The sequence below is a fragment of the Klebsiella sp. NPDC088457 genome, from assembly GCF_044900465.1.
In the GTDB taxonomy this organism is placed as follows: Bacteria; Pseudomonadota; Gammaproteobacteria; order Enterobacterales; family Enterobacteriaceae; genus Klebsiella.
In genome coordinates, this window is sequence record NZ_JBJDNH010000008.1 from 85,651 (window position 1) to 111,987 (window position 26,337).

Annotated in this window: 29 protein-coding genes and 1 tRNA gene; 5 read left to right on the top strand and 25 right to left on the bottom strand. The window is 50.5% G+C overall.

What is annotated here, in order from left to right:
* Positions 1-94 precede the first annotated feature (94 nt).
* Positions 95-892: an ABC transporter substrate-binding protein gene (locus ACI2JR_RS07210; RefSeq protein ID WP_462478224.1), complete on the top strand. Its 798-nt coding sequence runs from the start codon at positions 95-97 to the stop codon at positions 890-892.
* 27 nt (positions 893-919) lie between these two features.
* On the top strand, positions 920-2,035 hold the full coding sequence (locus ACI2JR_RS07215; RefSeq protein WP_132727346.1) for a succinylglutamate desuccinylase/aspartoacylase family protein: 1,116 nt from the start codon (positions 920-922) through the stop codon (positions 2,033-2,035).
* Positions 2,036-2,144: 109 nt separating this feature from the next.
* On the opposite strand, the gene ACI2JR_RS07220 is transcribed toward ACI2JR_RS07215, so the two are convergent.
* From ACI2JR_RS07220 to ACI2JR_RS07280, 13 genes are all read right to left on the bottom strand, one after another.
* Positions 2,145-3,008, bottom strand: a complete 864-nt coding sequence (locus ACI2JR_RS07220) for a PfkB family carbohydrate kinase (RefSeq protein WP_132727349.1) — start codon at positions 3,006-3,008, stop codon at positions 2,145-2,147.
* A gap of 2 nt (positions 3,009-3,010) precedes the next feature.
* Positions 3,011-3,868, bottom strand: coding sequence for a MurR/RpiR family transcriptional regulator (locus ACI2JR_RS07225; protein WP_132727352.1), 858 nt, complete (start codon positions 3,866-3,868; stop codon positions 3,011-3,013).
* Positions 3,868-4,839, bottom strand: coding sequence for an ABC transporter permease (locus ACI2JR_RS07230; RefSeq protein ID WP_132727355.1), 972 nt, complete (start codon positions 4,837-4,839; stop codon positions 3,868-3,870). The genes ACI2JR_RS07225 and ACI2JR_RS07230 overlap by 1 nt, the downstream gene beginning before the upstream one ends.
* A gap of 35 nt (positions 4,840-4,874) precedes the next feature.
* Entirely contained in the window at positions 4,875-6,377 is a 1,503-nt protein-coding gene (locus ACI2JR_RS07235; protein ID WP_132727358.1) for a sugar ABC transporter ATP-binding protein, read from the bottom strand.
* 16 nt (positions 6,378-6,393) lie between these two features.
* Positions 6,394-7,434: a substrate-binding domain-containing protein gene (locus ACI2JR_RS07240; protein ID WP_462478225.1), complete on the bottom strand. Its 1,041-nt coding sequence runs from the start codon at positions 7,432-7,434 to the stop codon at positions 6,394-6,396.
* 58 nt (positions 7,435-7,492) lie between these two features.
* Complete coding sequence (locus ACI2JR_RS07245) at positions 7,493-8,473, bottom strand: TIM barrel protein (RefSeq protein WP_132727364.1); 981 nt, start codon at positions 8,471-8,473, stop codon at positions 7,493-7,495.
* Positions 8,474-9,332: 859 nt separating this feature from the next.
* Positions 9,333-9,533 carry a hypothetical protein gene (locus tag ACI2JR_RS07250; RefSeq protein WP_462478226.1) on the bottom strand — a complete coding sequence of 67 codons (201 nt, stop codon included), beginning with the start codon at positions 9,531-9,533 and terminating at the stop codon, positions 9,333-9,335.
* Positions 9,534-9,674: 141 nt separating this feature from the next.
* A complete protein-coding gene (locus tag ACI2JR_RS07255) occupies positions 9,675-9,896 on the bottom strand; it encodes a DNA gyrase subunit B (RefSeq protein ID WP_132727370.1) in 222 nt (73 codons plus the stop codon).
* A 228-nt stretch (positions 9,897-10,124) separates the two neighbouring features.
* Positions 10,125-10,901, bottom strand: a complete 777-nt coding sequence (locus ACI2JR_RS07260) for an inositol monophosphatase family protein (RefSeq protein ID WP_165905659.1) — start codon at positions 10,899-10,901, stop codon at positions 10,125-10,127.
* Positions 10,888-11,691, bottom strand: coding sequence for a transporter substrate-binding domain-containing protein (locus ACI2JR_RS07265; RefSeq protein WP_207896611.1), 804 nt, complete (start codon positions 11,689-11,691; stop codon positions 10,888-10,890). Before ACI2JR_RS07265 ends, ACI2JR_RS07260 begins: the two co-directional genes overlap by 14 nt.
* 80 nt (positions 11,692-11,771) lie before the next feature.
* Complete coding sequence (locus tag ACI2JR_RS07270) at positions 11,772-12,911, bottom strand: aminotransferase (protein WP_462478227.1); 1,140 nt, start codon at positions 12,909-12,911, stop codon at positions 11,772-11,774.
* 1 nt (position 12,912) lies between these two features.
* Entirely contained in the window at positions 12,913-13,875 is a 963-nt protein-coding gene (locus tag ACI2JR_RS07275) for an ornithine cyclodeaminase family protein (RefSeq protein ID WP_462478228.1), read from the bottom strand.
* A gap of 289 nt (positions 13,876-14,164) precedes the next feature.
* Positions 14,165-14,794, bottom strand: a complete 630-nt coding sequence (locus ACI2JR_RS07280; RefSeq protein WP_132727384.1) for a helix-turn-helix transcriptional regulator — start codon at positions 14,792-14,794, stop codon at positions 14,165-14,167.
* A gap of 425 nt (positions 14,795-15,219) precedes the next feature.
* Between ACI2JR_RS07280 and ACI2JR_RS07285 the strand changes: the two genes are divergently transcribed.
* On the top strand, positions 15,220-15,756 hold the full coding sequence (locus ACI2JR_RS07285; RefSeq protein ID WP_132727387.1) for a low molecular weight protein arginine phosphatase: 537 nt from the start codon (positions 15,220-15,222) through the stop codon (positions 15,754-15,756).
* 50 nt (positions 15,757-15,806) lie between these two features.
* Here the strand turns inward: ACI2JR_RS07285 and ACI2JR_RS07290 are convergent, their stop codons facing one another.
* The 10 genes from ACI2JR_RS07290 to ACI2JR_RS07335 form a co-directional block, all read right to left on the bottom strand.
* Positions 15,807-16,499 (bottom strand): HAD family hydrolase, encoded by a 693-nt coding sequence (locus tag ACI2JR_RS07290; protein ID WP_462478229.1) that lies wholly within the window; start codon positions 16,497-16,499, stop codon positions 15,807-15,809.
* A 64-nt stretch (positions 16,500-16,563) separates the two neighbouring features.
* Complete coding sequence (locus ACI2JR_RS07295) at positions 16,564-17,475, bottom strand: tagatose-bisphosphate aldolase (protein WP_132728120.1); 912 nt, start codon at positions 17,473-17,475, stop codon at positions 16,564-16,566.
* Between the two features lie 38 nt (positions 17,476-17,513).
* On the bottom strand, positions 17,514-18,053 hold the full coding sequence (locus ACI2JR_RS07300) for an AAA family ATPase (protein WP_132727393.1): 540 nt from the start codon (positions 18,051-18,053) through the stop codon (positions 17,514-17,516).
* On the bottom strand, positions 18,050-18,487 hold the full coding sequence (locus ACI2JR_RS07305) for a PTS sugar transporter subunit IIA (protein WP_132727395.1): 438 nt from the start codon (positions 18,485-18,487) through the stop codon (positions 18,050-18,052). Before ACI2JR_RS07305 ends, ACI2JR_RS07300 begins: the two co-directional genes overlap by 4 nt.
* A 6-nt stretch (positions 18,488-18,493) precedes the next feature.
* Positions 18,494-18,763 (bottom strand): hypothetical protein, encoded by a 270-nt coding sequence (locus ACI2JR_RS07310; protein ID WP_462478230.1) that lies wholly within the window; start codon positions 18,761-18,763, stop codon positions 18,494-18,496.
* A 63-nt stretch (positions 18,764-18,826) separates the two neighbouring features.
* Positions 18,827-20,164, bottom strand: coding sequence for a PTS sugar transporter subunit IIC (locus ACI2JR_RS07315; RefSeq protein ID WP_132727401.1), 1,338 nt, complete (start codon positions 20,162-20,164; stop codon positions 18,827-18,829).
* A gap of 14 nt (positions 20,165-20,178) precedes the next feature.
* Entirely contained in the window at positions 20,179-20,469 is a 291-nt protein-coding gene (locus tag ACI2JR_RS07320) for a PTS sugar transporter subunit IIB (protein WP_132727403.1), read from the bottom strand.
* A 10-nt stretch (positions 20,470-20,479) separates the two neighbouring features.
* The gene (locus ACI2JR_RS07325; RefSeq protein WP_462478231.1) at positions 20,480-21,460 is read right to left on the bottom strand and encodes a 6-phosphofructokinase; all 981 of its coding nucleotides are present in this window, start codon (positions 21,458-21,460) and stop codon (positions 20,480-20,482) included.
* A 541-nt stretch (positions 21,461-22,001) separates the two neighbouring features.
* A tRNA-Ser gene (locus ACI2JR_RS07330) sits at positions 22,002-22,089 on the bottom strand.
* Between the two features lie 144 nt (positions 22,090-22,233).
* Positions 22,234-23,862: an ABC transporter substrate-binding protein gene (locus ACI2JR_RS07335; RefSeq protein ID WP_462478232.1), complete on the bottom strand. Its 1,629-nt coding sequence runs from the start codon at positions 23,860-23,862 to the stop codon at positions 22,234-22,236.
* A gap of 267 nt (positions 23,863-24,129) precedes the next feature.
* On the opposite strand from ACI2JR_RS07335, the gene yccA reads away from it, so the two are divergent.
* Both yccA and tusE read left to right on the top strand, forming a co-directional pair.
* The gene (gene yccA, locus ACI2JR_RS07340; RefSeq protein WP_004860189.1) at positions 24,130-24,789 is read left to right on the top strand and encodes an FtsH protease modulator YccA; all 660 of its coding nucleotides are present in this window, start codon (positions 24,130-24,132) and stop codon (positions 24,787-24,789) included.
* Between the two features lie 87 nt (positions 24,790-24,876).
* Positions 24,877-25,206, top strand: coding sequence for a sulfurtransferase TusE (tusE, locus tag ACI2JR_RS07345; protein ID WP_132727412.1), 330 nt, complete (start codon positions 24,877-24,879; stop codon positions 25,204-25,206).
* Here the strand turns inward: tusE and yccX are convergent.
* Both yccX and ACI2JR_RS07355 read right to left on the bottom strand, forming a co-directional pair.
* Positions 25,203-25,484, bottom strand: a complete 282-nt coding sequence (yccX, locus tag ACI2JR_RS07350) for an acylphosphatase (RefSeq protein ID WP_132727414.1) — start codon at positions 25,482-25,484, stop codon at positions 25,203-25,205. The two genes, tusE and yccX, sit on opposite strands and share 4 nt — an antisense overlap.
* 49 nt (positions 25,485-25,533) lie before the next feature.
* On the bottom strand, positions 25,534-26,322 hold the full coding sequence (locus ACI2JR_RS07355) for a helix-turn-helix transcriptional regulator (RefSeq protein WP_462478233.1): 789 nt from the start codon (positions 26,320-26,322) through the stop codon (positions 25,534-25,536).
* Positions 26,323-26,337: the final 15 nt, after the last annotated feature.

A 26,337-nucleotide genomic window follows, 5' to 3' on the forward strand; every position in this document is an offset into this window, starting at 1 on the left:
ACACAGATCGCCATTTCAGGCGGCATTGCGAATTGTCAACGGGAGTAACCGCAGGTACTCTGCAAGTGACAACATCACAATACAAGAAGATATTATGACGACAACAACACTCTCCACACGTTTCCGTAAGACCCTGACGATGGCGATCCTGGCCGGTTGCGCATTTGGCGCTCAGGCAAAAATTGAACAGATTCGCTTCGCCGTTGACCCCACCTACCCCCCGTTTGAATCCAAAACTTCGCAAGGTAAATTAGTCGGTTTCGATATCGATCTGGGTAACGCGCTCTGCGCGCAAATTCAGGCCCGCTGCGTGTGGGTGGAAAGTCAATTTGACAGCATGATCCCTGCCCTGAAAGGGCGCAAGTTCGATGCGATTCTCTCCGATATGGGGATCACTGAAGAGCGACTGAAGCAGATCGATTTTACCGTTCCGCTCTACGATACCCATGCGCAGCTGCTCGCCCGTAAAGGCACAGGCCTGTTACCGGAGGCCGGTTCGCTGAAAGGAAAAACCGTCGGCGTTGAGCAAGGTACGGTTCAGGAGCGTTATGCAAAAGCGAAATGGGAGCCGTTTGGTGTGACGGTTACTGCGTATGGCGATCAGGCGCAGGTGGAGAGCGATTTAGTGTCCGGCCGTCTGGATGCCGTATTCACCGATGCCGCCCAGGCCGCCATCGGCTTTCTGAAACAACCGCAAGGGCAAGACTTTGAGCTGGCCGGCCCCATCGTTGAGGATCCGATTATCGGCCCGGGAACGGCAATCGGCCTGCGCAAAGGTGATGAAGAGCTGAAAACCGCGCTGGATAACGCCTTTGCGGAAATCAAAAAGAACGGCACCTTCGATCGCATTCAGAAGAAGTACTTTGCTACCGATATTTCCATTCAGCAGTAGCGCCGAATCAGGAATTGAGTTTACGCCATGCAACAACAACACCATCCCCTGCTTAGCGCCACGCTGGGAACCCAGCGTGAAATCATCAGCTACCATTTTGGCGGGGAGAACGAAAAACAGGTTTATATCCAGGCCGCCCTTCACGGCGACGAGATACCCGGCATCGCGACCGCCTGGCATCTTAAACAGCGCTTCATTGAGCTGGAAAACGACGGAAAGTTGAAAGCGGCGTTCACCCTGGTGCCGGTGGCTAACCCACTGGCCCTCGGGCAACACTGGCACGGCTCGCATCTGGGCCGTTTTCACACCGCCAGCGGTCAGGACTTTAACCGTAAATTCCCCATGCTGGGCGCAGAGCTGGTTAAAGCGCTTACCGGTCGTCTTACCCCCAATGAGGCGGAAAACAAACGCCTTATCCGCGACGCTATCGAGCGGTATTACCGGGATAGCGCGCCAAAAACCGAACTGGACGCTCAGCGTTTTATCCTCATGCGCATGGCAAGCCAGGCGGACTTAATGATCGATTTGCATTGCGACTGGGAGGCGCTGGCGCATCTTTATACGATGCCGCACGCCTGGCCTGATATCGAACCTCTGGCCCGCTGGCTGGGGAGCGAGGTCCAGCTGCTGGCGCAAATTTCCGGAGGCGAACCTTTTGATGAAGCCTGCTGCGAGCCCTGGCTGACGCTAAAGGAACGCTTTGGAGAGACGTATCCTCTGCCGCGCGGTTTGTTGCCTGTAACCGTAGAACTTCGCGGCGTACGCGATGTGTCATCAGAGCAGGCGGCAAAAGATGCGGATGCCATTATTCAGGCCTTAATCGCCGGGGGATATATTGCCGGCGAAGCCAGTCCTCCTCCCCCCCTGATCAATGCGGCTACTCCGCTGGCGGGGTGCGAATACCTGCACGCTCCGCATTCGGGGGTCATTCTGTATCGTTGCCCGCTGGGAGCACAGGTCAAGGCTGGAGAGGTAGTTGCCGAGATCCTTGACCCGCTTACCGACCGGCTCACGCCGCTGGTCGCGAGGTTTGGCGGCATCGTCTATGCGCGCCATTGGGATAGATTCGCCAGCGCAGGGGGGCTGGTCGTGCGGCTTGCCGGACAGGATGCGGGGCGCACAGGGGAGTTGCTGGTGAGTTAATACCACTAACTCCTGCGATTATATCTTGATACAGGAATAATGTTTCAGATCCTGAGATGAAAACAGAGGGGGAAATCTCCCTCCTCTGTTTTCATTACAATGAATCTATCTATGCCTGAGACTGGGAGACATGCCTTGCTGCCGCCTCGTTCGCGTTAGATACTGCCTCTTCAAAGTTTTCCCCTCTCATCAGGCTGGTGCACAATACCCCCATAAAGCAATCACCAGCGCCATGCGTACTCACCAGTTTGACCTTCCTGGCCGGTAAAGTCCGCCCGGTTTGATCTGCTTCACAAAACGCCACACCATGTTCGCCCGCGGTGACAACCACCCGGGGGAAGCGCCTGGCCAATAATTCTGCCGCCCGAAGAGCTGAGGATAAATCGCTCACCGTAATGCCACTCATATCACGCGCTTCGATGCCATTGACCACCAGCAAACTGATACAATTTTCCAGTTCAGAACTCAGTTCTCTTGCCGGGGCAGCATTAATGCATACGGGAATATCACGTTTTTTAGCTTCCGCTGCAGCACAGAGATTGATCGTTTCCGGAACCTCATTTTGCAATACCAGCATCCTGGCATCCTGCCAGACGCTCTCCTGCTGAAAGAGTCCTGCCGGAATACGTTGATTCGCATTCGAGACAACAACCGCGCCATAGTCCCCATCAGCATCGGAGATAGCGACGCTCATTCCCGAAGGGGCACCGCTAATTTCCACGACAGCCCCGGTGTCCACTCCGGCATCACGCAGCGTCTGCAGCAAAAATTGTCCTTGTGCATCTGCTCCCACCGCGCCAATAAACGCGACAGCAGCGCCCGCTCTGGCGGCTGAAATGGCCTGATTTCCTCCCTTACCGCCAAATTTGTAAGCGCAGCCTGAGCCTATTACCGTTTCCCCTTTCTCCGGACGATGGTGCGCATCCAGCATAATGTCGTAATGAAGGCTCCCCGCTACAACAATTTTACTCATGGTTAATATTCCCGCAGGTCCTGAACCGCATGCTGGGTTTTCATCAAATTCTTCTCCGCCTGCTTCAGATCTTTCTTGGCAATAGCCACAAACAATGCATCCAGAATATTCAGTTGGGCAATGCGTGACGCGGCGTTTTCCCCTAACAAATGCGATCCCTGAGAAGTTGAATTGAGTACCACATGCGCATTACGCGCAATAGGCGATTCGGCATAATTCGTAATCGCAATCACTTTGGCCCCATTACGAGCCGCCAGTTTTACCGGGTCGTTAACGGCACGCGTCGCACCGGAATGGCTGATTGCCAGTACAGCATCGTCGTCTGACAACACTGCGGCGGACATCAACATAATATGGGCATCGTCATATACTGTCGATTTTATACCAATCTTTAATAACTTATGCGATAAGTCCCGTGCTACTGTAGCCGACCCCCCAACTGCATATAAATCAATATGACGTGCCTTAAATATAATATCCGCAGCGCGGTCAAATTCAGCAATATCCAGTATTGACATCGTTTCTTCAATAGCCTGAATAGAGGTTCTGAATACTTTTGACAACAATTGTTCCGATGAGTCACCGGGCTCAATTTCCGCATGTAAACTTGCCACTTCAGACTGGTTGTAATAAATCAAACCGGTTCTGAAATTCCTGAATCCCGAAAAGTTAAGCTTTTTGGCAATTTTGACAATCATTGCTTCTGAAACATTATTTTCCTGGGCAATTTCCTTTAACGAGGTCTGCTCAGTAATGTCCGTTCGGGCAATGATAGCCTCAACGACACGGCGTTCTAAAGGTGTCAGCTGGGGCAGTCGCATACGTATTTGAGCACCAATGGCTCGTGGATCCTGCTTCATTACTTGCCTCTGGTCGCTCTGTCAATCAACATCGCTATGATAATAATAAGACCAGTCGCAAGCAATTGGTAAAAAGCCTGGATATTAAGTAACGTCAGGCCATTACGTAGCGCACCAAGAATGATTGCGCCGATAATTGTACCTACTACGCTACCTTTCCCTCCCATCAGAGACGCGCCGCCAATAGCCGCAGCGGCAATGGCGTCCAGCTCCCACAGGTTACCAATCGTCGGCTCTGCCGCACCTAGTCGGCCAATCAGGATAAGGGAAGCCAGAGACGCAAGAGTGCCTGAGATAACAAATACCGTGACTTTGGTTCTTTTCACCGGCACGCCGGCAACGCGAGCAGCTTCTTCATTGCCGCCGACGGCCAGAATATATTCTCCTAACGGAGTTTTATTCATAACGGTCCACAGCACCAGAGCAATAACGGCAACAATAACGATAGGCGTTGGAATGCCAAAAATTTCACTGTTAATCAGGCTACGGAATTCCATTGGGATACCAAATACCGGATTGCCGCCGGTATAAATCAGCGCGATAGCACGGAACAACGACAGCCCCCCGAGGGTAACAATGAAGGGTTGCAATCCAGCATAGGCAACCAGCGAACCGCTAAAGACGCCGCAGATAGCCCCTATACCCAGCGTTGCCAGAATGGCCAACGGCACGGGGACTCCCGCTACCATCATGGTTGCCCCTAAAACCGCCGATAATGCAGCGGTCGGACCAACCGAAAGATCGATACCTCCGGAGATAATTACCAGGGTCATCCCGAGCGCAATTAATGCGTTAATGGATGATTGTTGTAAAATATTCAGCAAATTAGGGATAGTGAAAAACACCGGTGATAAAAAAGAAAACGTAATAATGATAATAAGCAAACCAATTAAGGTTCCAGCATCGCGAAGGTTAAATTTAAACGGCAGCGCACGAAGCTTTTCGGGCCGGGAATTACTTTGTAAAATCATGATTATGGCCTTTCAAATTAATACGGATAACAAAGTCAAATGGTCTCTTCGACATCTTTAATGGCAAAGCGTGCAATATTATCTTCCGTGATAGCATCACCCTTCAGTTCCTTAGTAATCTTCCCTTCACGCATAACCAGTACGCGGTCTGAAATACGAATAATCTCTGTCATCTCTGAAGAGACAACAACAATCGCTTTGCCTGAACGGGCCAGTTTTTCTATCAGATTATAAATTTCTGATTTTGCCCCGATATCAATTCCCCGGGTTGGCTCATCAAACAGAAAAACCTGAGCATCTGCGGCAACCCAGCGTCCAATAATAACTTTCTGCTGATTACCTCCACTTAATGTGCCAATCGTTTTATCAATATTCAGTGGTCGTAGCTTCAAATCGCTCATCACTTCATGCGCAACCTGGTTAAGCTTAACTTTACTGATCATTCCCGAAATGGTGAAGTTACGCATTGAAGGCAGCGCCATATTCATCTTCACCGCACGTTCTTTAATAATCCCTTCTTTCTTGCGGTCTTCAGGCACCAGGCCGATACCTGAGCTGATGGCGGCACTGACGTTATGATTGCGTACGGCCTTACCGTTAACAAACACGTTGCCGCTGCTACGTTTATCAATACCGGCAATCAGTTTCATCAGTTCCGTACGCCCGGCTCCGACCAGACCCGCAATACCGAGCACCTCACCGGCACGGACGGTGAAACTGGCATCGCGCACAGCGCCACCACGAGAGAGATTCTCAACGCGAAGAACTTCACGCTCGGTCACATAAGAGTTGTGCTCAAGTTTCTCAATCTTGCGCCCGACCATCTTTGAGACGATGCTCTCTTCATCCTCATCACAAATATTCACCACCCCAACCTGCCTGCCATCCCGCATAATGGTGGCCCGGTCGCAGACTTTGAAAATTTCGTTCATCTTATGAGAAACATAGATAAGCGATACCCCCATAGACTTCAGATCCGAAATCAGTTCGGCCAGCCGGTCAAACTCTCTCGGCGTCAGACTGGATGTCGGCTCGTCCATGGCGATGATTTTTGCATCGTCCAGCATGGCGCGAGCAATCTCCACGATCTGCTGCTGTGAGACTTTCAGGTTCTTGATCGGCTCATTGGGATCAATTGTCGGATCCAGCTGTTTGAGAATCAGCTTCGCTCTTTCCAGCTGAGCGTGTTTATCCACCCATAGGCCTTTTGCTTTGGTAAGCGGCCGGCCAAGAAACATATTCTGCGCAACGGAGAGTTCCGGAACATGCTGTAATTCCTGGTGAATCATGGCAATACCCGCATGACGAGCGCTGAGCGGATTCTTCATCTGAACGGGCTGTCCGTTCACGCTAATCTCGCCGCTATCGGCCTCTCGTACGCCTGAAAGAATATTTAACAGCGTGGATTTTCCTGCGCCGTTTTCACCAATCAGGGCATGAACCTCTCCAGCTTTGACCGAAAAGTCCACGTCCTGTAATGCCGCCGCATTACCGTATGTCTTACTTATCCCACGCATCGTTAAGCGATACTGTTCCATACACCCTCCGCCTGACTTACTGTTGAGCCAGCAGCTGACGCAGCTTATCGTTATCTTTGGTCGAAAAAGCATCCGCGTTATCTTTCGTGATCAAAGCCTGAGGCGTAGAGACCACACGGGAAATTTTCTGACCATCAATCAGGCGCAGCATAACTTCCATTGCGACTTCCCCCGTCAGTATCGGGAAGCTGTCCACCGTGCCCGTCAGTTCGCCACGTTTAATCGAGGCATAGGCATCTGAGATACCATCGGTACCAAATACGGCCACCTGCCCGGCTTTATTCAGCGAACGAACCGCTTCCACCACGCCCAACGCCATGGTGTCGTTATTTGCGTAAAAACCAATCAGATCGGGATGCTGCTGCAAGATTGTTGAGGCCGCATTAAACGCCTGTTCACGACTCCAGTTCGCCGGTACGCTGGCAACAATATTGAACTTGCCGTTGACCTGTAGCGTCTCTTTGAAACCGCTGGTTCGCTGGCCAGCGGCATAGACACCAGGCTGCCCCTCGATCACTGCAACTTTACCGCCCTGCGGATGATGTTCGATGAACCATTTCGCCACCCGCACACCGTTATCTTTCTGCACGTTCCCGACGTAATACGGTGCATTTGGCATCACCGCATCGTTAACATTGACCACCGGAATTTTTTTGCTGGTGGCACTTTCCAGAGCGGGTTCGAGGTTGATATCAGTCTGAGGTGATACCAGCAGCCCGTTAAATCCCTGGGAGATAAGCGTTTCCGCTATTGATAACTGACCCAGTTGATCGTCTTCATTTGCGGCAGCCTGGTAAGCTACGGTGAAGCCATATTTTTTACCGACGTTCTGATAACCTTCGCCGAGTGAACGCCAGTATTCATTGGTCAGCGTTTTCGATACGCCGCCAATTTTAAGTTTGCTGTCGACTTTCGGCATAGGGCCATATTTGCTGCTGAGTTGCGTCCAGTCTGTGCGATCCGGTTCAGTATCCGATTTCAGCGGGGCTAAATCAGCGGCGTAAGCCATCGAGCACAGTAAAGAAGAGGCGAGTACAGAGAGTATGAGCTTTTTCATTTTTCAGCCTTTAATTTTCGCATCAGGGTACATTTTTAATTTTTGCTAATTCTTTGCGCTATCTGGCCAGCATAATGTCATTAACTATCCACTGAGAGGCAACTGCGTCCTGGCGGCTGATGGCCGCTGCCAGTTCATCATTGCCATTCAGTTGTTCACAAAGTTTCAGTAGACGGGTAACAGTCGCAATGTTGATTTCAGCTTCACGAACCGGATCCAGACCACTGGCATCCGGGAAAGTGTCAAAGTAATAGGCCCCCTGATAACCATCGCGCTGCATCTGCCAGAGAAATTCCAGCGTGGCACGTGGGTTGACCGAGCCCACCATCAACCCATCGTCACGTTTTCCCCAACCGTCATTGAGATCAAGCCCCAGCAGACGTGAACGGCGCGCTACCATCGCCGCAGCGTAAGCTGGAATTTCATTGGCAAACAGCACGTGAGCAAAATCAAGCGTGATCCCCAGATTCGGACAGCCAGCTTCTTCTACCGCCAGTAAGCATGTCGTGGCATTGGGGAAAATACTGTAAGCACGCGGCTCATTCGGTTTGTATTCGATACTGATATCGACGTCCGGCGCATATTCGGCAATTTCACGGACTGCGCTCACCGCATCGTCCCAGATTTTTTTGTAATCGGCCTGGAAGCAGTAATCATAGCCATCCTGCCCCATCCACAGCGTCATCAGGCGTGATCCAAATTCGCGCCCGGCATCAATTCCGCGTTTTGTCAACTCAATGGCTTCGCGGCGGATCTGCGGATTAGGGTTAGTAAATGCCCCGATTTTAAATTGCGGTGCATCCCAGCGCATTTGCATACCGTTGACCGCTAGTCCTGCATCTTCAATGGCCAGGCGCAGCGTTTGAATATCAGTCGTGATGTGTTGCGGATAGTTCAAATCAAGATGGGTTAACCCTTTTACCTTACCGGCGCGGGCAATCATCTGCAGCACAGAGGGTTTTCCCTGAAGATCCGGCCAATAGAGGTTCGCCCCTGAGGCAAAAGAGTTTAAACGCGTGGCAAATTTCAATTCCGACATGAGGGTGGATCCTTCAAAACTAGTTTGTGATGTACTTTTCTTCTTCACGATTATTTGTGAAGTTATGATTTAAACTACACTTCACCACCAGGTTATCAAGCGTGACAATCCGAAAAATGAATAAAATGAGAGATGAGTCACGAAACAAAATGGGAACCCCTTGTCCTAAGACTCTGTTGTCCAGACATAATAAATATTAATAAACAATGAGTTAATGAGGATAGTAGTGAGGGGATGTAAATAAGGAATCTGTGATGGCGGTTTCAGAGTATGCCTGCAGTATCCTGATGGATTCCGAACTACGAGCGCCGGGTGCAGTTCAACATCCGGGGATGCCGTAAGGATCGCTCCCCCTTGATGTTGGGGTATATGGGCCAGGGACGAACATGGTGCCATCAGGACAGGTCGGATCCTATGATGTTCATCCTGCCTGCTATAGGGCGGTATCGTCCATTCCGTGCAACAAGATATTGTTTTGCCTCAGCCACCGGGTCGTCGTTTAGAGCAGAAAAGCTGATTTGAACAGAATGTTTAAATATCATCAGTTCAGTTTTTTCAATTAAAGTAGACTATCGGTGACTTCATTTTCTAATCCGGATTAAAAAATTCGGCTTTTTTATCAATGAATATTTATTCTATATTGACATATAAGACCACAGACAATATAAGGAAGTAGCTAGACAATATACATTCCTGTCTTATCCCAGCGTTTTATCACCCGTATCTTCAAAGAAACCGATCGTCTGCAATTAAATTAAGACGCAGACAATCATATATCGGTCTGAAGTCATTTTATTACCGGTCTCGTTAATCAGCCACGACACCATCAGTTACGCTGTTCCTTCGAAAACCGACACCGCTACGGCATAAGCACTTGCCATATAACAACCATACGGTGGATATTTCCATTACGGTTCTCTTCCGCAATAGCGGCATCCATTACTTTTACCGCATCATTAACTTCAGCCAGTTTACCGTTGTATGTTCGTTTCTGCTTCGTTCCACTGCCTGCCGGCAGCGTATAAACCCCAGCTGACGTGTTCGGTTTCGCGTTACCCATTGACGCTTCTGCCGCGATGAACTGAACGGCGCCAACCTCAATACCGGACAAATCACCTGGGCATAAAGGGCGTAAAAAAGCCCCGCAGCAGCGGGGCTTGTCGACGGCTGGCGACGAGCCTGACCATCAAGGCGTGCCGCGTTACGGGTAGGTGGCCGCAAAGTGTTCTTCAATCTGCGATCGAATATCTTCCGAATCACTCAGCGTTAAGGAGTCATATCCGACGATATGAACATCGGGGTCATCCCCGAAAACCGTCACTAGCGCGTAGAGATCCTCATCACCTGCAAAAACTTCGTACTTTACCCGTGATTGTTGATCGCTAACTAACATGTAGGTTTCAACCAGTTTTTGAGTAACCATACTCTTTCCTTTTGATGAAAAGCCGCCTTACCCTTTTAGCACACAAAAGTGATAGTGTGCATTAAAGCCGGCAATTAACCGGCGCCTGCCGCTCCTCATTTGGCCCACAGAATATGACCCGGGATAGCATGCTTATCGTGAAATGCCGGTTATTGTGCGGTTTTAACCGGCGAACAGGCTTAAGCTGTTTGTTCATCGTCAGCCCCGCTGGTTGGCGGATGGCAGGTATTAATAGCGGTACTCACGTAAATAATTCAGCGCTGAGGCATGCAGTTCGGCATTGGCGCTGACCAGCACATCGCCGCGGGAATGAAAGTTCAGCGGCTGCCCGGCCCAGTCGCTGATAATTCCCCCCGCCCCTTCGACCACCGGTATCAACGGTAAGAAATCCCAGGGGCCCAGACCATATTCCACCACCAAATCGGCATGACCGCTGGCCAGCATCGCGTGAGCATAACACCCTCCCCCCATGCGCTGCATCTGGCAGGCGGCGGCTAACCGTTGATAATACGGCCAGGCCGCGGCAGCAAAATCATCGGGTGAGGTGGTGCATATCCTCGCTGCGCTAAGCGACCGACAGCGGCTGGTTTGTACCGCCACACCATTCAGCGTGGTGGCGCCTGACTCTTCAGCCAGCCACAGCTCATCGGTGACCGGAACAGAGATCATTCCCGCGACCATACGGCTATTTTTCATTATTCCGGTTAGCGTGCCAAACAGGGGAAAGCCGCAGACAAAAGCCTTAGTGCCATCGACCGGATCGATTATCCAGGTCGCGGCGTCGCCGGGTTCGCCGCCAAACTCTTCACCGCAGATCGCATCCTGCGGGAAATGACGCGCGACAATTTCGCGGATTTTTATCTCAACGCGTTTATCCGCTTCGGTAACCGGGCTGTTATCCTCTTTGATCTCTACCGACAGTTCGCTTCTGAAATAGCGCAATACGATCGGCCGGACCTCACGGGCTATTTCCTGTAACACCGGGGTATATTTAGTGGGTTGCATCGCCATCGACCTTATTATGAGGGAAGAAAATCACCCCTTCCTTGAAATAGTTACGGCTGATTTTTTCGATCGTGCCGTCGGCGTGCAGTTCAGCAATCGCCTGATTAAAACGCTGCAGCAGCGCGGTATCCTCCTTACGGAAGCCTAAGGATACCCCTTTGCCCAGCGTCTCTTCATCGATTACCGGCGGGCCTGAGAAGCCAAAGTCCTTGCCCTGCGGCCGGCTCAGCAGCGCCGTTTCCGCCGACTGGGTGCCCTGAAGTAACGCATCCACGCGGCCGTTCACCAGATCGGCATAGGCCAGATCCTGATTTTGATACACCTGAATATTAACCCCTTGAGGAACCCAGTGCTTCTTGATAAAGATTTCTTCAATGGTGCCCTGAGTCACGCCGATGGTTTTCCCGCGCAGCGACGCCGGCGTCGGCTGTAAATTGCTTCCGTTGCGCGCCACCAGCCGACGAGAAACATCGTACAACATATGCGAAAAATTGATGATCTGCGCCCGTTTCGCCGTCGCGCTAAAATCAGAGTTAATCACATCGAATTTTTTCGCATCCAGAGCGGCGATCAGCGCATCAAAAGGCACTTCCACCCACGAACATTGAATCTTCATTTTTTCACAAAGCGCATGCCCGATATCAATATCAAACCCAGCCAGTTTACCGTCCTGAGTTTTATATTCGAAAGGCGCGTAATTGGGTTCCACACCATAGCGAATCTGCTCCGTGACTGCGGCCATCGACGATAATGAGCAACACATAACACCTAAAGCTAAAATTCTTTTCATACCATCACTCCAGATTATGCTCATTTTAAATCAATGAGCATGACGGTTTGCTGTGTAAGGGTTATTTCAGCGATGCGCCTTTACTCTCCGGCACGTTCTTGCGCTATTTCTTTAATAAATGCAGAGACCCGCGATAAGCCTTTTTGCAATATCTGTTGATTATTGGCGAAACCGATTCGCAGATAGCCTTCCATATCCATGGCGTCGCCCGGGGTGAACATGACCCCATATCTTTCCAGCAGGCTGATACAGAATTCCCGCGAGCTGAGCGGCAAATCATATTTCAGTAACGCCGTGGTGCCAGCATCGGGTTTGATATAGCTAATATAAGGCTCGGATTGTACCCACCGATCGAGGATCTCAAGGTTCTCGCGCAGCATTTTCTGATTGCGCGCCAGAATCTGGTCGCGATTTTCCAGCGCGAGAGAAGCAAAATAATCGTCCAGGATCCCCACGCTGATCGTGTTGTAATCACGATGAACTTCAACGGCTTTTAGCAGCTCAACAGGCCCGGCGATCCAGCCCAGACGTAATCCGGCCAGCGAATAGGCTTTTGACATGCTGGCGGTGCTGATGCCTTTTTCATAGAGATCGGCCACGGCCGCGGTATAACCATCGCCGCGCTGATTGGTGCCGCGGTAGACCTCATCGCACAGCAGCCAGGCGCCGGCTTCACGCGCGATGTCAACAATCTGCCGCAGGAAAGCAGCATCCATCAACGCGCCAGTCGGATTATTCGGATTGTTGATGGCAATCAGACGGGTCTTATGATCAACCAGCCCGCGCAGTTCGTTCAGATCGGGGAGAAAGTGATTTTCTTCCCGGAGGGGGAGAATTTTCACTTCGGCGCCATAGCTGGCGGGGATGGAATAATGCTGCTGATAGGTGGGCAAAACGGAAATTACCGTATCCCCCGCCTCAACCAGGGTTTCATAGACCAGCGCGTTGGCGCCAATCGCGCCGTGGGTCATCAGGATATTCTCCGCAGATTGCTTCTCATATTGCTGAGAAATGATGCCGCGCAGACGGCTGGAACCGGTTATCTCCCCGTACGTCATTTTGATATCGAGCATATCGCGCAGCACATCCTCGGTTCTGCCGCTCATGGCCAGCAGTTCCCGCATCGTTAGCGATTCAACGCAGGTCTCCGCCAGGTTATATTCACAGCGCGTTTCCCACTCATTCATCCACTGCTCTACGCCAAAAGTTCTTATTTGCATCTTATTTATCCTGAGCTTGTAGGTTGTTCATCAGCTGACAGGCAATCGCGACGTCTTCCAGACCCAGCCCAACCGAGCGAAAGAAGACATGCTGCCGAAAAGTGGGTTTCTCGCAGGCGCCACTGCACAGTTCTGCCAGGTCGCCTTTGATGTCGTTGTGGTTCCAGCCCGCAGCGGACGCCGCCAGCACCATTTCCCCGGCCTGCAAAGGGGTGATTTGCCGGTAATCACAGTAGACCTCCATGCCGGCTAGCGATTCAGGTGGGACCTCGTGCGCCCCCGGCGCATTGGTGCCGATCGAGGTAATCAGGCAAGGTCTGGTCAATTGCGATGGGTCAATCACCGGCGTGGCGGAAGAGGTGCATAGCATCAGAACATCGGTATCCTGTACCGCCTCATCCAGCGACGTGTGCACGCTGATACGCCCGGCGGGGAGTGCCAAATCCGCGGCTAACGCATCCGCTTCCAGGGAGGATTTACGGCTATAGATCCCGATCGCCTCCCATTGCCTGAGGTTTACGACCTGCCGCAGGTGGGCCAGGCCAACGGGACCGGTGCCGATCAGCGTCAGTTTCTTTGCAGTCTGCGGCGCAAGATAATCTATCGCCAGCGCCGTCGTGGCCGCCGTTCGCTCAATAGTCAGCAGCGAGGCGTCGCACAGCATCAGCGGCATACCGGTTTCTGTCGACATCAGCAGTGTCCAGGCGGTGATAATCGGTCTGCCGGCAGTGACAAGATATGGGGATATTTTTGCACCCAGCACCTTGCTGGTCATATCCACCGCCAGGTAGTTGATGAAATCCCCCTGGTTATCGGGCAACAGCACCACGTTTTGTGCCGGTTGCACCACGGCGCCCCTGGCCAGACCGATAAACGCCTGACGCAGCGTGCCGACAACATCAATCCGGGGAAGTATCTGCGCCGTTTTTTCGGCGCTAACAACGGGAATTCCGACAGGTTTCATAGCGTATCCAGCTGGCCAGTCTGGCTGGCGATGGTGAAAATTCGCACTACATGAACTAAAAAGTACACTATGCACAAATTGTTTACAATGTATAAACCCGGCATAGCAGAGGCAGACTGCCGCCCGGATTAAACATAAATACTGGCGAAAATAAACATCAAGCCATTGAATAATTTGAATTAAATAAAAATTAGCGGGCCTCTGACAAAAACCAGTCGCCGGGAGGAATAAGAAATCCCTATGGAGATTGTCAGGGTGAAAGGGATTTAACGGGGTCGTTGCAGGCGGATTATGACTTTTTCAGTTCACGAAGATATTTATAGACGGTCGTTCTGCCCAGAGAGAGCACGCTGGCAATATAGTCAGCCGCATTCTTCGCCCTGAACGCCCCTTCGTGGTGTAAAGCGATAACTAAACGCTTCTTTTGCTCTCTGGTCAGTAACGCCAGCGTGGTATTTTGCTGACGTATCCAGTCATGCAGGAATGTATTGATCTTTTCCTGCCAGTCATCTTTGAACAACTCGGCGGGCTGGGGCCTCAGTCGGGAGGCAGAAAGAAAGAGTTCCAGAGCATTTTTGGCTTCTTCAAAAATGGCCGTGCTCAGATTGATACATAGAAGATAATCGGTATGGCCCTCGCGACCTGCGGCAATACTGACAGAACGCATCTTTTTACCATCCCAGTTGAGCTTTTCGTAAGGTCCGGTCAGCCGTTCAAGGCTGCTCATTTCCATCTCTTCCAGGCCAGCATCATCGCCCGGTTTCCGTCTGGAGAGGTTATTCGCAATGTAGGCCACCTTACCGGTAGTCACATTATGAATAACCACTTCCACGCTCGGGAAGAAAAGGGCCGCAATGCCCTCGGCAATAGATTTCAGCAACTCGTACTGGGTTCCCTGCTGTTCAACTGTTTTTGCCACATGTTCTCCTGGAACGCTCAAACGGATGCAGATGAAAATGCACGGTGTGCACAATCGTCAGATGACAATCTTTACGTTGGGGTAAGTTAAGATGTCCGTCGCCTATAATCAACATGAGATTCCCATCCAGGCGTGCGCGGTAGCGTTTTTCACCGTGGATCAAGCCGATCGCCTGACAATGCTTCTGGATATCGTGGACGATGGGCGAAACATGTCAAAGTATGCCTAATCTGAAACTCTCGCCGGGAATCCGCGATGTTATGGCGATGAAGTGACACGGCAGAGAAATAAGAAAAAGTCATAAACAAAGCATCAACTATACGTTACCGATCTTTTATCTTTTTTATAACGATATGATATTAATCGCAGGCAGATGTTATAAGGCCGCTTTTTATTCCGTGCTCTTTTAATTGATTTTACCTGGGATGAATATGAAAAAAATTAGCATGTTTTTTGCAGCAGGGCTTTCGCTGTTCAGTACCCTTTCCTTTGCCGCTGCCCCCCTGGTCACCTTCGTCTGTACGGGCAATACCGGTCGTAGCCCAATGGCCGAAGCGTTAGCCTCTCATCTTATTCAGGCTGAACATCTTAATATCCATGTTCAGTCGAGGGGCGTGAAGGTTAATCCCCAGGAAACCCAGCCTGAGGCAGGCACCGTCGCCGTATTAAAAGAACGCGGTATTGATGTTTCCGCGCACAGAGCAAAGCAGCTGACGGCCGACGATATTAAAGACTCACAGGTCGTATTAACGATGACCGCCGCGCATAAAGAGAAGATTCTGGCTGAATATCCTCAGGCGCGGGATCATGTCTTCACGTTAACCGAGTATGCCCAGGGACAGCATGCCGATTTACCGGACCCTTACGGAAAACCGCGGCAGGCCTATGAACAACTGGAAAGTAAAATGGATGTACTTATTCCTGAAGCATTAGCGAAAGTCGCTAAAAACCACGGTGGGTGATGTAAGATCCGCGCCAACGTGACGTGAATTGTCCGTTCATTAAACCCCACTCAGCGGATATCGCGCTGGCTGATAAAGCGGGCAATTTCCGCCGGGAGCTGATACATCGACTGAATAATTACCCCTGCGCCGGCCGCCCGCAGTTTTTCACCATGCAAAGGATAAGTATGCGCCCCCCCAATGTAGCCAATAACCGCCATGCCCGCCCTGCTGGCTGCGGTTACCCCATGGACGGAATCTTCAATCACCAGCGTATTTTCTGGGGCCGCATTCATCACTCTTGCAGCATGCAGGTATATATCAGGCTGGGGTTTGGCGCGTCCAGGCCCTAAATCGACGGCGGAAAAAACGCCGCCAGGAAAAAGCGGCTTCAGGCCAACCAGGGTCAACGCATAGTCAATCTGGCTGCTGGAGGAGTTGGAGCAGATGCATTTTGGAAAGTCCAGCGAACGGAGAACCTCCAATGTACCGTCGGTTCGCGTCAATTTTTGTGCAAACTCCTCCTGCAACAACGCATAGAACGTACCGTTGATCGAAGCCGGCACGGCAACGCCCTGCCGATCGCGAACCTTATCGATCAGCTCGTCCCATGAAAGTCCGCTGAACTCGCTGGCAAACTCGTGAAACCCCATCGTCACTCCGTGGCTTTCCAGCAGCCGCAGAGTCAGATTGATACCAATAATCTCGGAATCAATCAGCACGCCATCACAGTCAAATATTACCAGTTCAGGTGCTCTGGCCATCTTTATTTTTCCCGTTAGGATCCGGTCGCCGCCGGTGGCGGCAGGCGACCGCACAGACTAAGATTTAAGCAGCCTGTACCTGCTTTCTGTATTTGACCAGCAGTTGCTGGATATCGCGCAGACGGGAAACCGCTATTGAAGACAGTTTCTCTTTTGAAACATCACGGTCAAGAGAAATGCAGTCTTTCCAAAGCGAGCGTCCGGCAATCACTCCGGATGCGCCGTTGCGCAGGGAGATCTCTACCTGGTTCAGGAAGGTGGCATGGTCGACTCCGGCAGACAGTACCGCCCACGGAATATCGCCACAGATTTCCGTCACCGCTGCGCAAGCTTCTTCCGTTCCCGGATAAGGGATTTTCAGTACCTTTGAACCGCACTCAATGCATAGCTTACAGCCATCCTGAATCAGCTGCGGAATTCTACGCTGGTATTCTTCCTTACTTTCATTTTCCAACGGGTAGGTCAGGAACTCCACGACCAGTAGCAGGTCTTCACGCGCGAAGTCGGCAATGACCTCCCTCAGCGTCGCAAGGTTGGCGGTATTGGCATCCGGTATATCGGAACGCAGGTAGATCATAATTTTCCCGCCGGTAGCGCCCAGTTCGCGAACTTTGCGCGCATTAATCCCTTCCACCATCGTAGAGATGCGATATCCCTGCTCTGAGGTTTCCCAGCCGGACGCATCCAGGCCGACCAGCAGACCGGTATTACGTGGCAGTACGCCTTCATCGACAATTCCCGGTACGGCACAGAGAGGGTCGACTAATACACAGCCCGCTTCAGAGGCAAGATAGCGGGTAATATCATATTTCGTTTTACCCAGCGTTTCGTTACTGATCTCTTTTTGCGCTTCAGGGGTTGCCGCTAATAACGTCCGCATTCCTCCGCGCTGATCGCAGGCGACAACCATCATTGAACCTGTAGCATCGCAAATCATTTGATAGCCGCGACGCTCAGCGGTAGTCATTATATTCATCATATATACCCTCTTATAGGAGATTAACAGTATTAAAATTAATTGCAGTGCAGACGCTGGCCAATCCATGTCATCAGATCGTGGCCATCGCTGAGGTTATTCTGGTCAACGATATAGACATCACTTAACGCCATTGGCTGTGCTTTCTCAGCCAGTCGCATTAATTCCGGAATATACTCTTCTCCCGGATGCCCCTTCACCCGACAGGAGCACCGTGATTTATAGCGCTCAGCCACATTTTCCGCCGAGATCTTATTCCATATTTCAATAACACTCTGGCATCCAGCCATCGCAAGGTATTCTTCAAGAACTGACCTGTCGCGAAAACCAAACCAGGCATCTAATATAAACAGCGAATTTTCCGGCGCGCTCCTGACAATCCTGAACATAGCTTCATATGCGGCATACCCGAGCTTACGATTTAATGGTCGGTCAATAATATCGGCAAACTGAAGCATAAAGGGCTCTTTAATTTCATCGATACTCAACACTGGCGCATTAAAATGCAGAGAAATATTTTTTGCCACCGAGCTTTTCCCTGACGCGGGAATACCATTCACTAAAATCAGTTTCCTCATAATAACCTCAGTATTTCATCTACAGAGGTAGCGTTTCTGATTTGCGCTAATGTCGTCTCATCTTCCAGCAGTTCCACTATCGAGGCAATGCCTTCGGTAATATGGGTATTGCTGTCGACCCCAGCAAACATCACCACAATATCTACCGGCGAGCTGCCATGAATTGATATCGGTACTTTTAACGTTGCCATACTGAAACAGTTCTTTATTACCCCACACTCTGGTCTTGCGTGAGGAATAGCAATACCTTCATCAAAGACGTAATAGGCACCAAATTCCTCCGTATTATTAATTACCGCGGTGGGATAATCACGGGTGACAAACCCGCCGGTAATTAATGGCTGCGCCACTATTTCAATTATCTCATGCCATGAATGAACTTCAATGCTGACCTGAATACAATGGTTCTCCGAGAGAAAGTCTTTAATACTCATACAACCTCATATATTTTTGCGGATAGTGTTCCTTAATTCGTCAATTTTAACGAAAACATCATCAACACAATTTCTGTAGTCCTTGCTGGCAGCGTAAATTTTGATGGCCTGGTTATATTTCACCATTAACAGTTTTTGCGTTGCATTATCCGCCGGGTTTTCAGCCAGTGCGGCTTCTAACTGTGATAACTCAAGCTTGACTTTCTCGGCCTCAGCGTCATGGGTATTCCCCTGCACCTTACCTGAATTAAAGAGTTTTTTTAATGATGAAAACATATTGCCTCCTGGTGCGTTACTACGTTATTTCTGCCGGGGGATATCAGTTAATTTAATTAACGATTACTTGCTCAGTTTTCTGTTAGCAAACCAGACAATTAGGACGACGAAGACAATAAAGCCGATGACGAATGACCAGTCATTCTGGAAAGCATGGCCTAATACCAGCCCCGTACTGATGACATCAGAGTCGCTGAAGGTCACACCTTTAAAGCCGAAGGACTCCAACAGCGGCACCAGAATGGCGGGCAGCAGGGTGATAAATAACCCGTGTACCACGCCGCCGATAATGGCCCCTTTTCTGCCACCCATCGCGTTACCAAACACCCCGGCAGCCCCTCCGGCGAAGAAGTTGGTTAACAGGCCGGGCAGGATCATCGCCAGACCGAACATCGGAAAGACGATCATGCCGATAATTGACCCCACGGTAGTGGCGAGAAAGCCAACGATGACCGCGTTTGGCGCGTAGGGGAACAGTACCGGGCAGTCCAGAGCGGGTTTGGCATTCGGCACCAGGCGCATGGCAATACCACGGAAGGCTGGTACCAGTTCGTTCAGCAGTAAACGTACACCGCTGTACAGCACGAATACACCGGCAACAAACTGCATTGACTGCATAAAGGAGTACATAATGTAGTTAGTATCCCCGGCGAACTGCGCGATATAACCCGAACCGGCGAAGATTGCAGGAATGATATACATCGGCACCATAATCACCGCCATCGACAGGTAGGTATCCTGCAGGAACTTAAAGTTATCAGGCAGTTGCAGATCTTCGGTTGAGTGGGAGTTCTTACCGACCACTTTGGCCACTGCCGCCTGCACCAGATAGCCAATGGTGCAGAAGTGTCCCAATGCAATATCATCCGAATCAGTGATCTTACGCACGATAGGCTGCGCGATTGCCGGCATCAGCACCGCCATGATGCCGCCAAAGATTCCACCGGTTAGAATCAGAGAGGCCCCACTTAACCCGGCTTTATAACCAATGACGGTACCAATGGTTGCCATCCACAGCAGAGCCTGACCGGTCAGGAAGATATATTTAAACGGTGTAATACGGGCGATAAGGATGTTAACGGCAAAAATGACCAGCAGTGTAAGCGCGACTTCCGAGCCCAGCTCACGGTTAGCCACCCCGGCAATCGCAGCGACGTCGGTGATATACCCCTTCATACCAAAGCCTTGGGTGAAGATATCATTGAGGAAGGTCAGCGCCTCGACGATGATATTGATCCCGGCCATCATGATCAGGAAGCCAAGCAGGGTTTTAAAGGTCCCTTCAACCGTTTTCCCGAGCGATTTTTTCTGTAAGATCAGACCCAGCATTGCAATAAGCGCAATCAGTATCGAAGCCTGCCCTAAAAAATCTTTGACTATAAAATGAATAATAGCGTCCATGTAACACCTCACGATTACTTGTTTTTCATATAAGCAAGGATTTTTTCTTCTATCTCATTCTTATCCGTCAGTTTATTTAATATGATAACTTTTTTCTTTTGTTCCTCGCTGGCGTCGGCATTTAAAATATCGGCAAACATTTTTTGTGTAAGAATGAAATCATATTTAAAAGATGATGCTTCAGAAACCGTCGTATGATCGATATCGGCATCAATCTGTAACTTCTTTAATACTGCTTTCGCGCTCATCTCAATAGCAAAACTTGAGCCAAGGCCACAGCCACATACGCAGAGTACTTTAAGCATTTTAAATACCTCAGATAAGTTGAGTTAGTTTAGCCAGTTTGTAGATGTCGCTTTCTTGATCTACTAAACGTCTTTCAGAATCTTCAAGATCGAGCGGAATCGCTCTATTGTTGTTATTAATAACTATGATTTTATTAGTCAGACCGCTGTTGATACATCTCACCACTTCTTCAGCTAATATTGCACCTTCAATAATTTCCTCGCCGGTTGGCATCCCGCTTCTTAAACCATATCCTAAAATCGTTTTTCTGATACGAATACCAATCTTGTGCTCGATTTTGCCAATCATAGTATCAATCGCCCCCTGGAATCCTGGGGTATATTCTTTGGTGTAGCCTTCTGAGCAGAGGATTATCACGCTATTCTGCTGTTTTATTTTACATTTAATACGACTGGCCAGCTCGTCGATATCCCATATGGCTTCAGGAATTAAGGCAATATCGGCATTACTTTTCAGCGCGGCCTGAAGCGTCAGTTCGCCGCAGTATCCCCCTAGCAGCTCAATCATAAATACACGCCCCGGCAGCCCGCGCCCGGTATTACGTAGTTTGGCGACCTCAGCAATAACCTGTTCACAGGCGGTAGAAAACCCCACTGTATAACTGTTACCGGCAATATCATTATCAATCGTCATACCGATTCCGTAACAATTTATACCGTAGCCACTCAGATTCTTTAGAAACTGAAATGAACCATCGCCGCCTCCCATAATCAGACAATCCAGTTTTTTACTACGAATATTTTTAACTATTTTTTCGTAGTCAGATTTTCTGCATTTATCCTCTTTTCTGCCGGAAGAAACTAACGGCACGGCGGAGATTGAAAAATCGACTAAATCTCTGGTTGATATTTCCTTGGCACAGTTGCCGATCAAACCATTAATACCACTATCAAAAATAACAATTTCTGTTTCAGTCATTCGATTGATCTGAAAAAGAAAATTATTCATGCCGCTGACGTCGCCACCACTAATTACCAAACCAATTTTCATGGTGCCCTCAGGTTATTTACTCAGCTCTTAAGGTGAAATCGATTCTAATAGTGGGCATATTATTTTTTTTGAACCCCATCACATATTTGTGAGATTTCAGGGCTCAAAAGGTTATTGACAGGTTAAAAATACATAAAAAATTGTGATCATAATCACTAATATTTAGAGCGTTTTTAAAGCCAAATTTTTTAACCATATGTTTTTATTTATCTTTTTTGTCAGGCTCTATTTTTTAAAAAGTGTGTATTTTGCCAAAAAATCGGCGTATTCATTTTGTGATAAGTTTCACATTAAATACGGAGATGAGGGGAAAAGAACCGGGAAATAACCAGTGGATGAACGCTGGCAATAGCCAGGAGATACCACCGCGGGAGGGAAGTCGCAAGTGAAGAGGTTTTTTTCCCGGGAATGAACTATCGACCGACGGAACATAATCCCCTGTCAAGGTAGCGGCTTTACTACACCTGCAGATTACGTTAGCTCATGGGTTAAACGACAAAAAGCAAAAAGGGGCTACCTTTCGGTAACCCCTTCTTTTATTTGGCGGAAGCGTAGAGATTCGAACTCTAGAACCCTTTCGGGTCGCCGGTTTTCAAGACCGGTGCCTTCAACCGCTCGGCCACGCTTCCGGTATGGGGCGCACTATAAACACCTCGGCGTAGCCTGTAAAGCCCGATTTTGTTCAACTGCCTTAAAATCAACCAAAAATGCGTTATTCGTCTGAAATACAGGCAGTTTGCGTAAAAAATCAACGCCAATCGGGCGGGTGATGGTTAATGTTTTTTGATGTACATATCTTTCGTGAAATAGTAGCCCAGCTTATCCGGCGTAAATCCTCCCACCCACGGCTTCACCAGGTGGGTACGAACATAATGATAAACCGGCACCGCCGGGACATCTTTCCCCAGCAGATCCTCGGCCTGCTGATAGAACTGGCCACGGGTAACAACATCCGGCGCCTTAGCCGCGCTTTTTAACGCTTCATCATAGGCCGGGTTGCTGTACTGGCTGGTGTTTTCACTATCGCCGGTGCGGAAGTTATTCAGGAAGGTGGCGGCATCGTCATAATCAGCAATCCACGCGTAGCGCACCGCATCAAAATTATGCGTATGCATGGTATCGAGCATCGTCTTCCACTCTTGATTCTGCAGCTTCGCCTCTACGCCGAGGTTTTTCTTCCACATCGAACTGACGGCAATCGCCACCCGCTGATGTGATTCCGACGTGTTATACAGCAGATTGAATACCAGCGGATGACTGTCGCTGTACCCGGCTTCGCTCAGCAGCTTTTTGGCCTCGGCTATACGTCTATCGCGCGGCCAGCTGGCATAATCTGGATTTTGCAGTTTTACGCCGCCAATATCAGGCTGGCTGATCAACCACGCCGGACGCTGCCCCTGCCCCAGCACTTTTTCAGCGATGATGTCTTTATCCAGCGCCATATTCAGCGCCAGTCGGACCCGCGGATCGTTAAAGGGCGCTCTGGTGGTATTGAACTCGTAATAGTAGGTCGCCAGCTGCGGCGAAACGTTCAGCTGATCGCCCATGGTCTTTTTGAGCTGAGCGAACTGGTTAATCGGCACCGTATAAACGATGTCGATTTCACCGGCTTTATAGCGGTTAACGTCAGCCGCTTCCGAATGAATCGGCAGCCAGGTCACTTTATTGATGACGGTATGAGCATTATCCCAGTAGCGCGGGTTACGTTCGGCCACAATCCGCTCGTTGACCACCCATGCGGAAAGTTTATACGCCCCGCTGGTGACAATATGTTCCGGTTTGGTCCACTGCTCGCCAAAGTGGGTCACCAGCACTTTATCAATCGGGACCAGCGAAGGGTGCACCAGCATCGCTAAAAACGCCGCGTTCGGCTGGGTTAATGTCACTTCAAAGGTGCTGTCATCGATAGCCCTGGCACCCAGCGTCTCCGGCGCTTTTTTGCCCTGCGCAATATCCTGCGCATTGACGATATGCATATTGCCCGGGTAGCTGGCATAAGGCGATGCGGTTAGCGGGGAAACCAGACGTTGCCAGCTCCAGACAATATCCCGCGCGGTGATGGCGGTCCCGTCTGACCAGGTCGCCCCGGGGCGTAAATGGAACGTCCAGACGGTGTTATCTTTATTTTCCCACTTCTCCGCCAGCCGCGGCTGAATTTCGCCCTGCGGCGAGACGCTGACCAGCCCCTCGAAGAGATCGCTGATGATATTGAACTCAACATCGCTCTCCACTTTATGCGGATCCAGAGATGCCGGTTCGCTGCCGTTATTTCTGACCAGTTCCTGCTTCTCTGCCAGCACCGTTCCCGGCGGCACCTGCGCGGCGAAAGCCGTGAACGTCGTACCGAGTAACCCGATGGCCAGTAATGCGCGTGTGAGGTGATTGTATTTTTGTAATTTCATATCCCTTGCCTTTGTTACACTTCATTTGTACCCTCTCCACACTTAGCCACAGAATGGCGATAACGCAATATTTTTCAGTAACCTATCAGATTCCGATCTGGTTCCTGACGCTAAACGCACAAACACACCGCCTTACCATCATTTATTAGAATAATATGCTGCATCATTACCTTGAGGTCTACGTAAAGATGGGTAAAAGCCCTATGGCTTCAGGCGTGGTTTTTTTATGCTTCATTATTAATTACATCTGTCATAAGAGAGTGACTCATGGATCGTATTATTACGTCGTCGCGTGACCGTTCATCGCTGCTCAGCACGCACAAAGTGCTGCGGAACACCTATTTCCTGCTCAGTCTGACGCTGGCATTTTCCGCCATTACGGCAACGGCAAGCACGGTACTGATGCTGCCCTCTCCGGGACTGATTCTGACCCTGGTCGGTATGTATGGTCTGATGTTCCTGACTTACAAACTGGCGAATAAACCGACCGGCATTCTGGCGGCGTTCGCCTTTACCGGCTTCCTGGGCTATATCCTCGGGCCGATGCTCAACGCTTACCTGTCAGCGGGGATGGGCGATCTGATCGGTCTGGCGCTGGGGGGGACCGCTCTGGTGTTCTTTTGCTGCTCGGCCTATGTGCTGACCACACGTAAAGATATGTCCTTCCTCGGCGGTATGCTGATGGCGGGCGTAGTGGTGGTGCTGATCGGTATGGTGGCGAACATTTTCCTGCAACTGCCGGCTCTGCATCTGGCGATCAGCGCGGTGTTTATCCTGATTTCTTCAGGCGCTATCCTGTTTGAAACCAGCAACATCATCCGCGGCGGTGAAACGAACTACATCCGTGCAACGGTGAGCCTGTACGTATCGCTGTACAACATCTTCGTCAGCCTGCTGAGCATCCTTGGCTTCGCCAGCAGAGACTAACCGCTCTCCTGTTCTTCTCAGGCCCTGCTTATGCGGGGCCTTATTTTTTGCTACACTGCCGCCAGTTTGAGCGGTATGTGACGAATTATGTTTATCTTTGAAGGCAACGAAATAGAGACCGATAGCGAAGGCTATCTGAAGGATACCACCCAGTGGAGCGAAGCAATGGCCGCGGTCATCGCCGGGCAGGAAGGGATTACCCTTTCCGTTGAACACTGGGAAGTGGTGCGCTTTGTGCGCGACTTTTATCTGGAATTCAACACCTCGCCGGCGATCCGTATGCTGGTGAAGGCGATGGCGAGCAAGTTTGGCGAAGAGAAAGGCAACAGTCGCTATCTCTACCGCCTGTTCCCGAAAGGCCCGGCGAAGCAGGCGACAAAAATTGCCGGCCTGCCTAAACCGGTAAAGTGCATCTAATAAAGAATGGCAAACTTTTGCCACTCTCTGCTGGGTTGATGGGGCTCGGTATTCACCCTGTCAACCCGCGCGCTGCGCGGTCCGCCGGCCTTCAGCCAGGCCACTAACGCCGCGACCGGCTCCTCCTCTCCGCAGGCCAGCACCTCCACGCTACCATCATCAAGATTACGCGCGTAACCCGTCAGCCCCAAACGTAGCGCTTCCCGCTGCGTCGAGTAGCGAAACCCAACGCCCTGCACGGAACCATAAACCCATGCCATTGTGCATACTGTCGCCATATTCCCCCCTTTCCGGGCAACCCCTTACGCTGAGAATAGCAAATTCTCGTCAACGTACATGCTTCGGCAGCAGACCATAGTGCTGACGAAAACGCGCGCTGAATCGAGAACCGGACTGATAGCCGCTGTTGAGAGCGATCTCGCCTATCGGCAGCGACGTCGATTGCAGCTGACCTAGTGCATGAGCCATGCGCACCTCTTCGACGATCTGGCGAAAGCTTTGCGACTCCTGACGTAAACGACGGCGTAGCGTCGACTCCCCCACAAACAACATCTTCGCCACCCGGGAAACGCTCCACGTTTCGGCGGGCGACAGCATAATAATCTGCCGGACCTGACCAGTCAGATCCTGCTGTCTTTCACTCAACAGCGGCCCGGCGTACCCTGCCTGCTGTAACGCCAGCAGTAACCCCATCGTCTGATGCTGCTGCATCGCCGCCGATAATCCGCCGCGAACCGTCTGCAACACGTTTTGCCACATAAACGCCAGCTCAGGGGTTATCGGCGCACATAATGAAGTCAGGCGGCCGGGCTGCGGCTCGCTCATGTAGCGGGTTTTAAAATCCGCCAGCAGGTCTGCCGTCAGCGAAAGCAGATCGGAACAAAACATCCCGCTATCAGGCTGATTAATCACTTCCAGTTCGACGTCAGCGGGCAGAATGATCAGCTGCTGTGGCGTCGCCAGCATCTGGCTGACGCCCTGTACGATAATCTTACTCCCGCGATTAACCCGACACAGCGCCGGTGAAAACAGCCTGACGCGATGCAGTTTATATAATCGTCGGGAGGTAATTTCTGCCGCCGATAACGCGCTGTGATGAAAATGAATGTTCCGCATCTTCGTTCTCTTGAG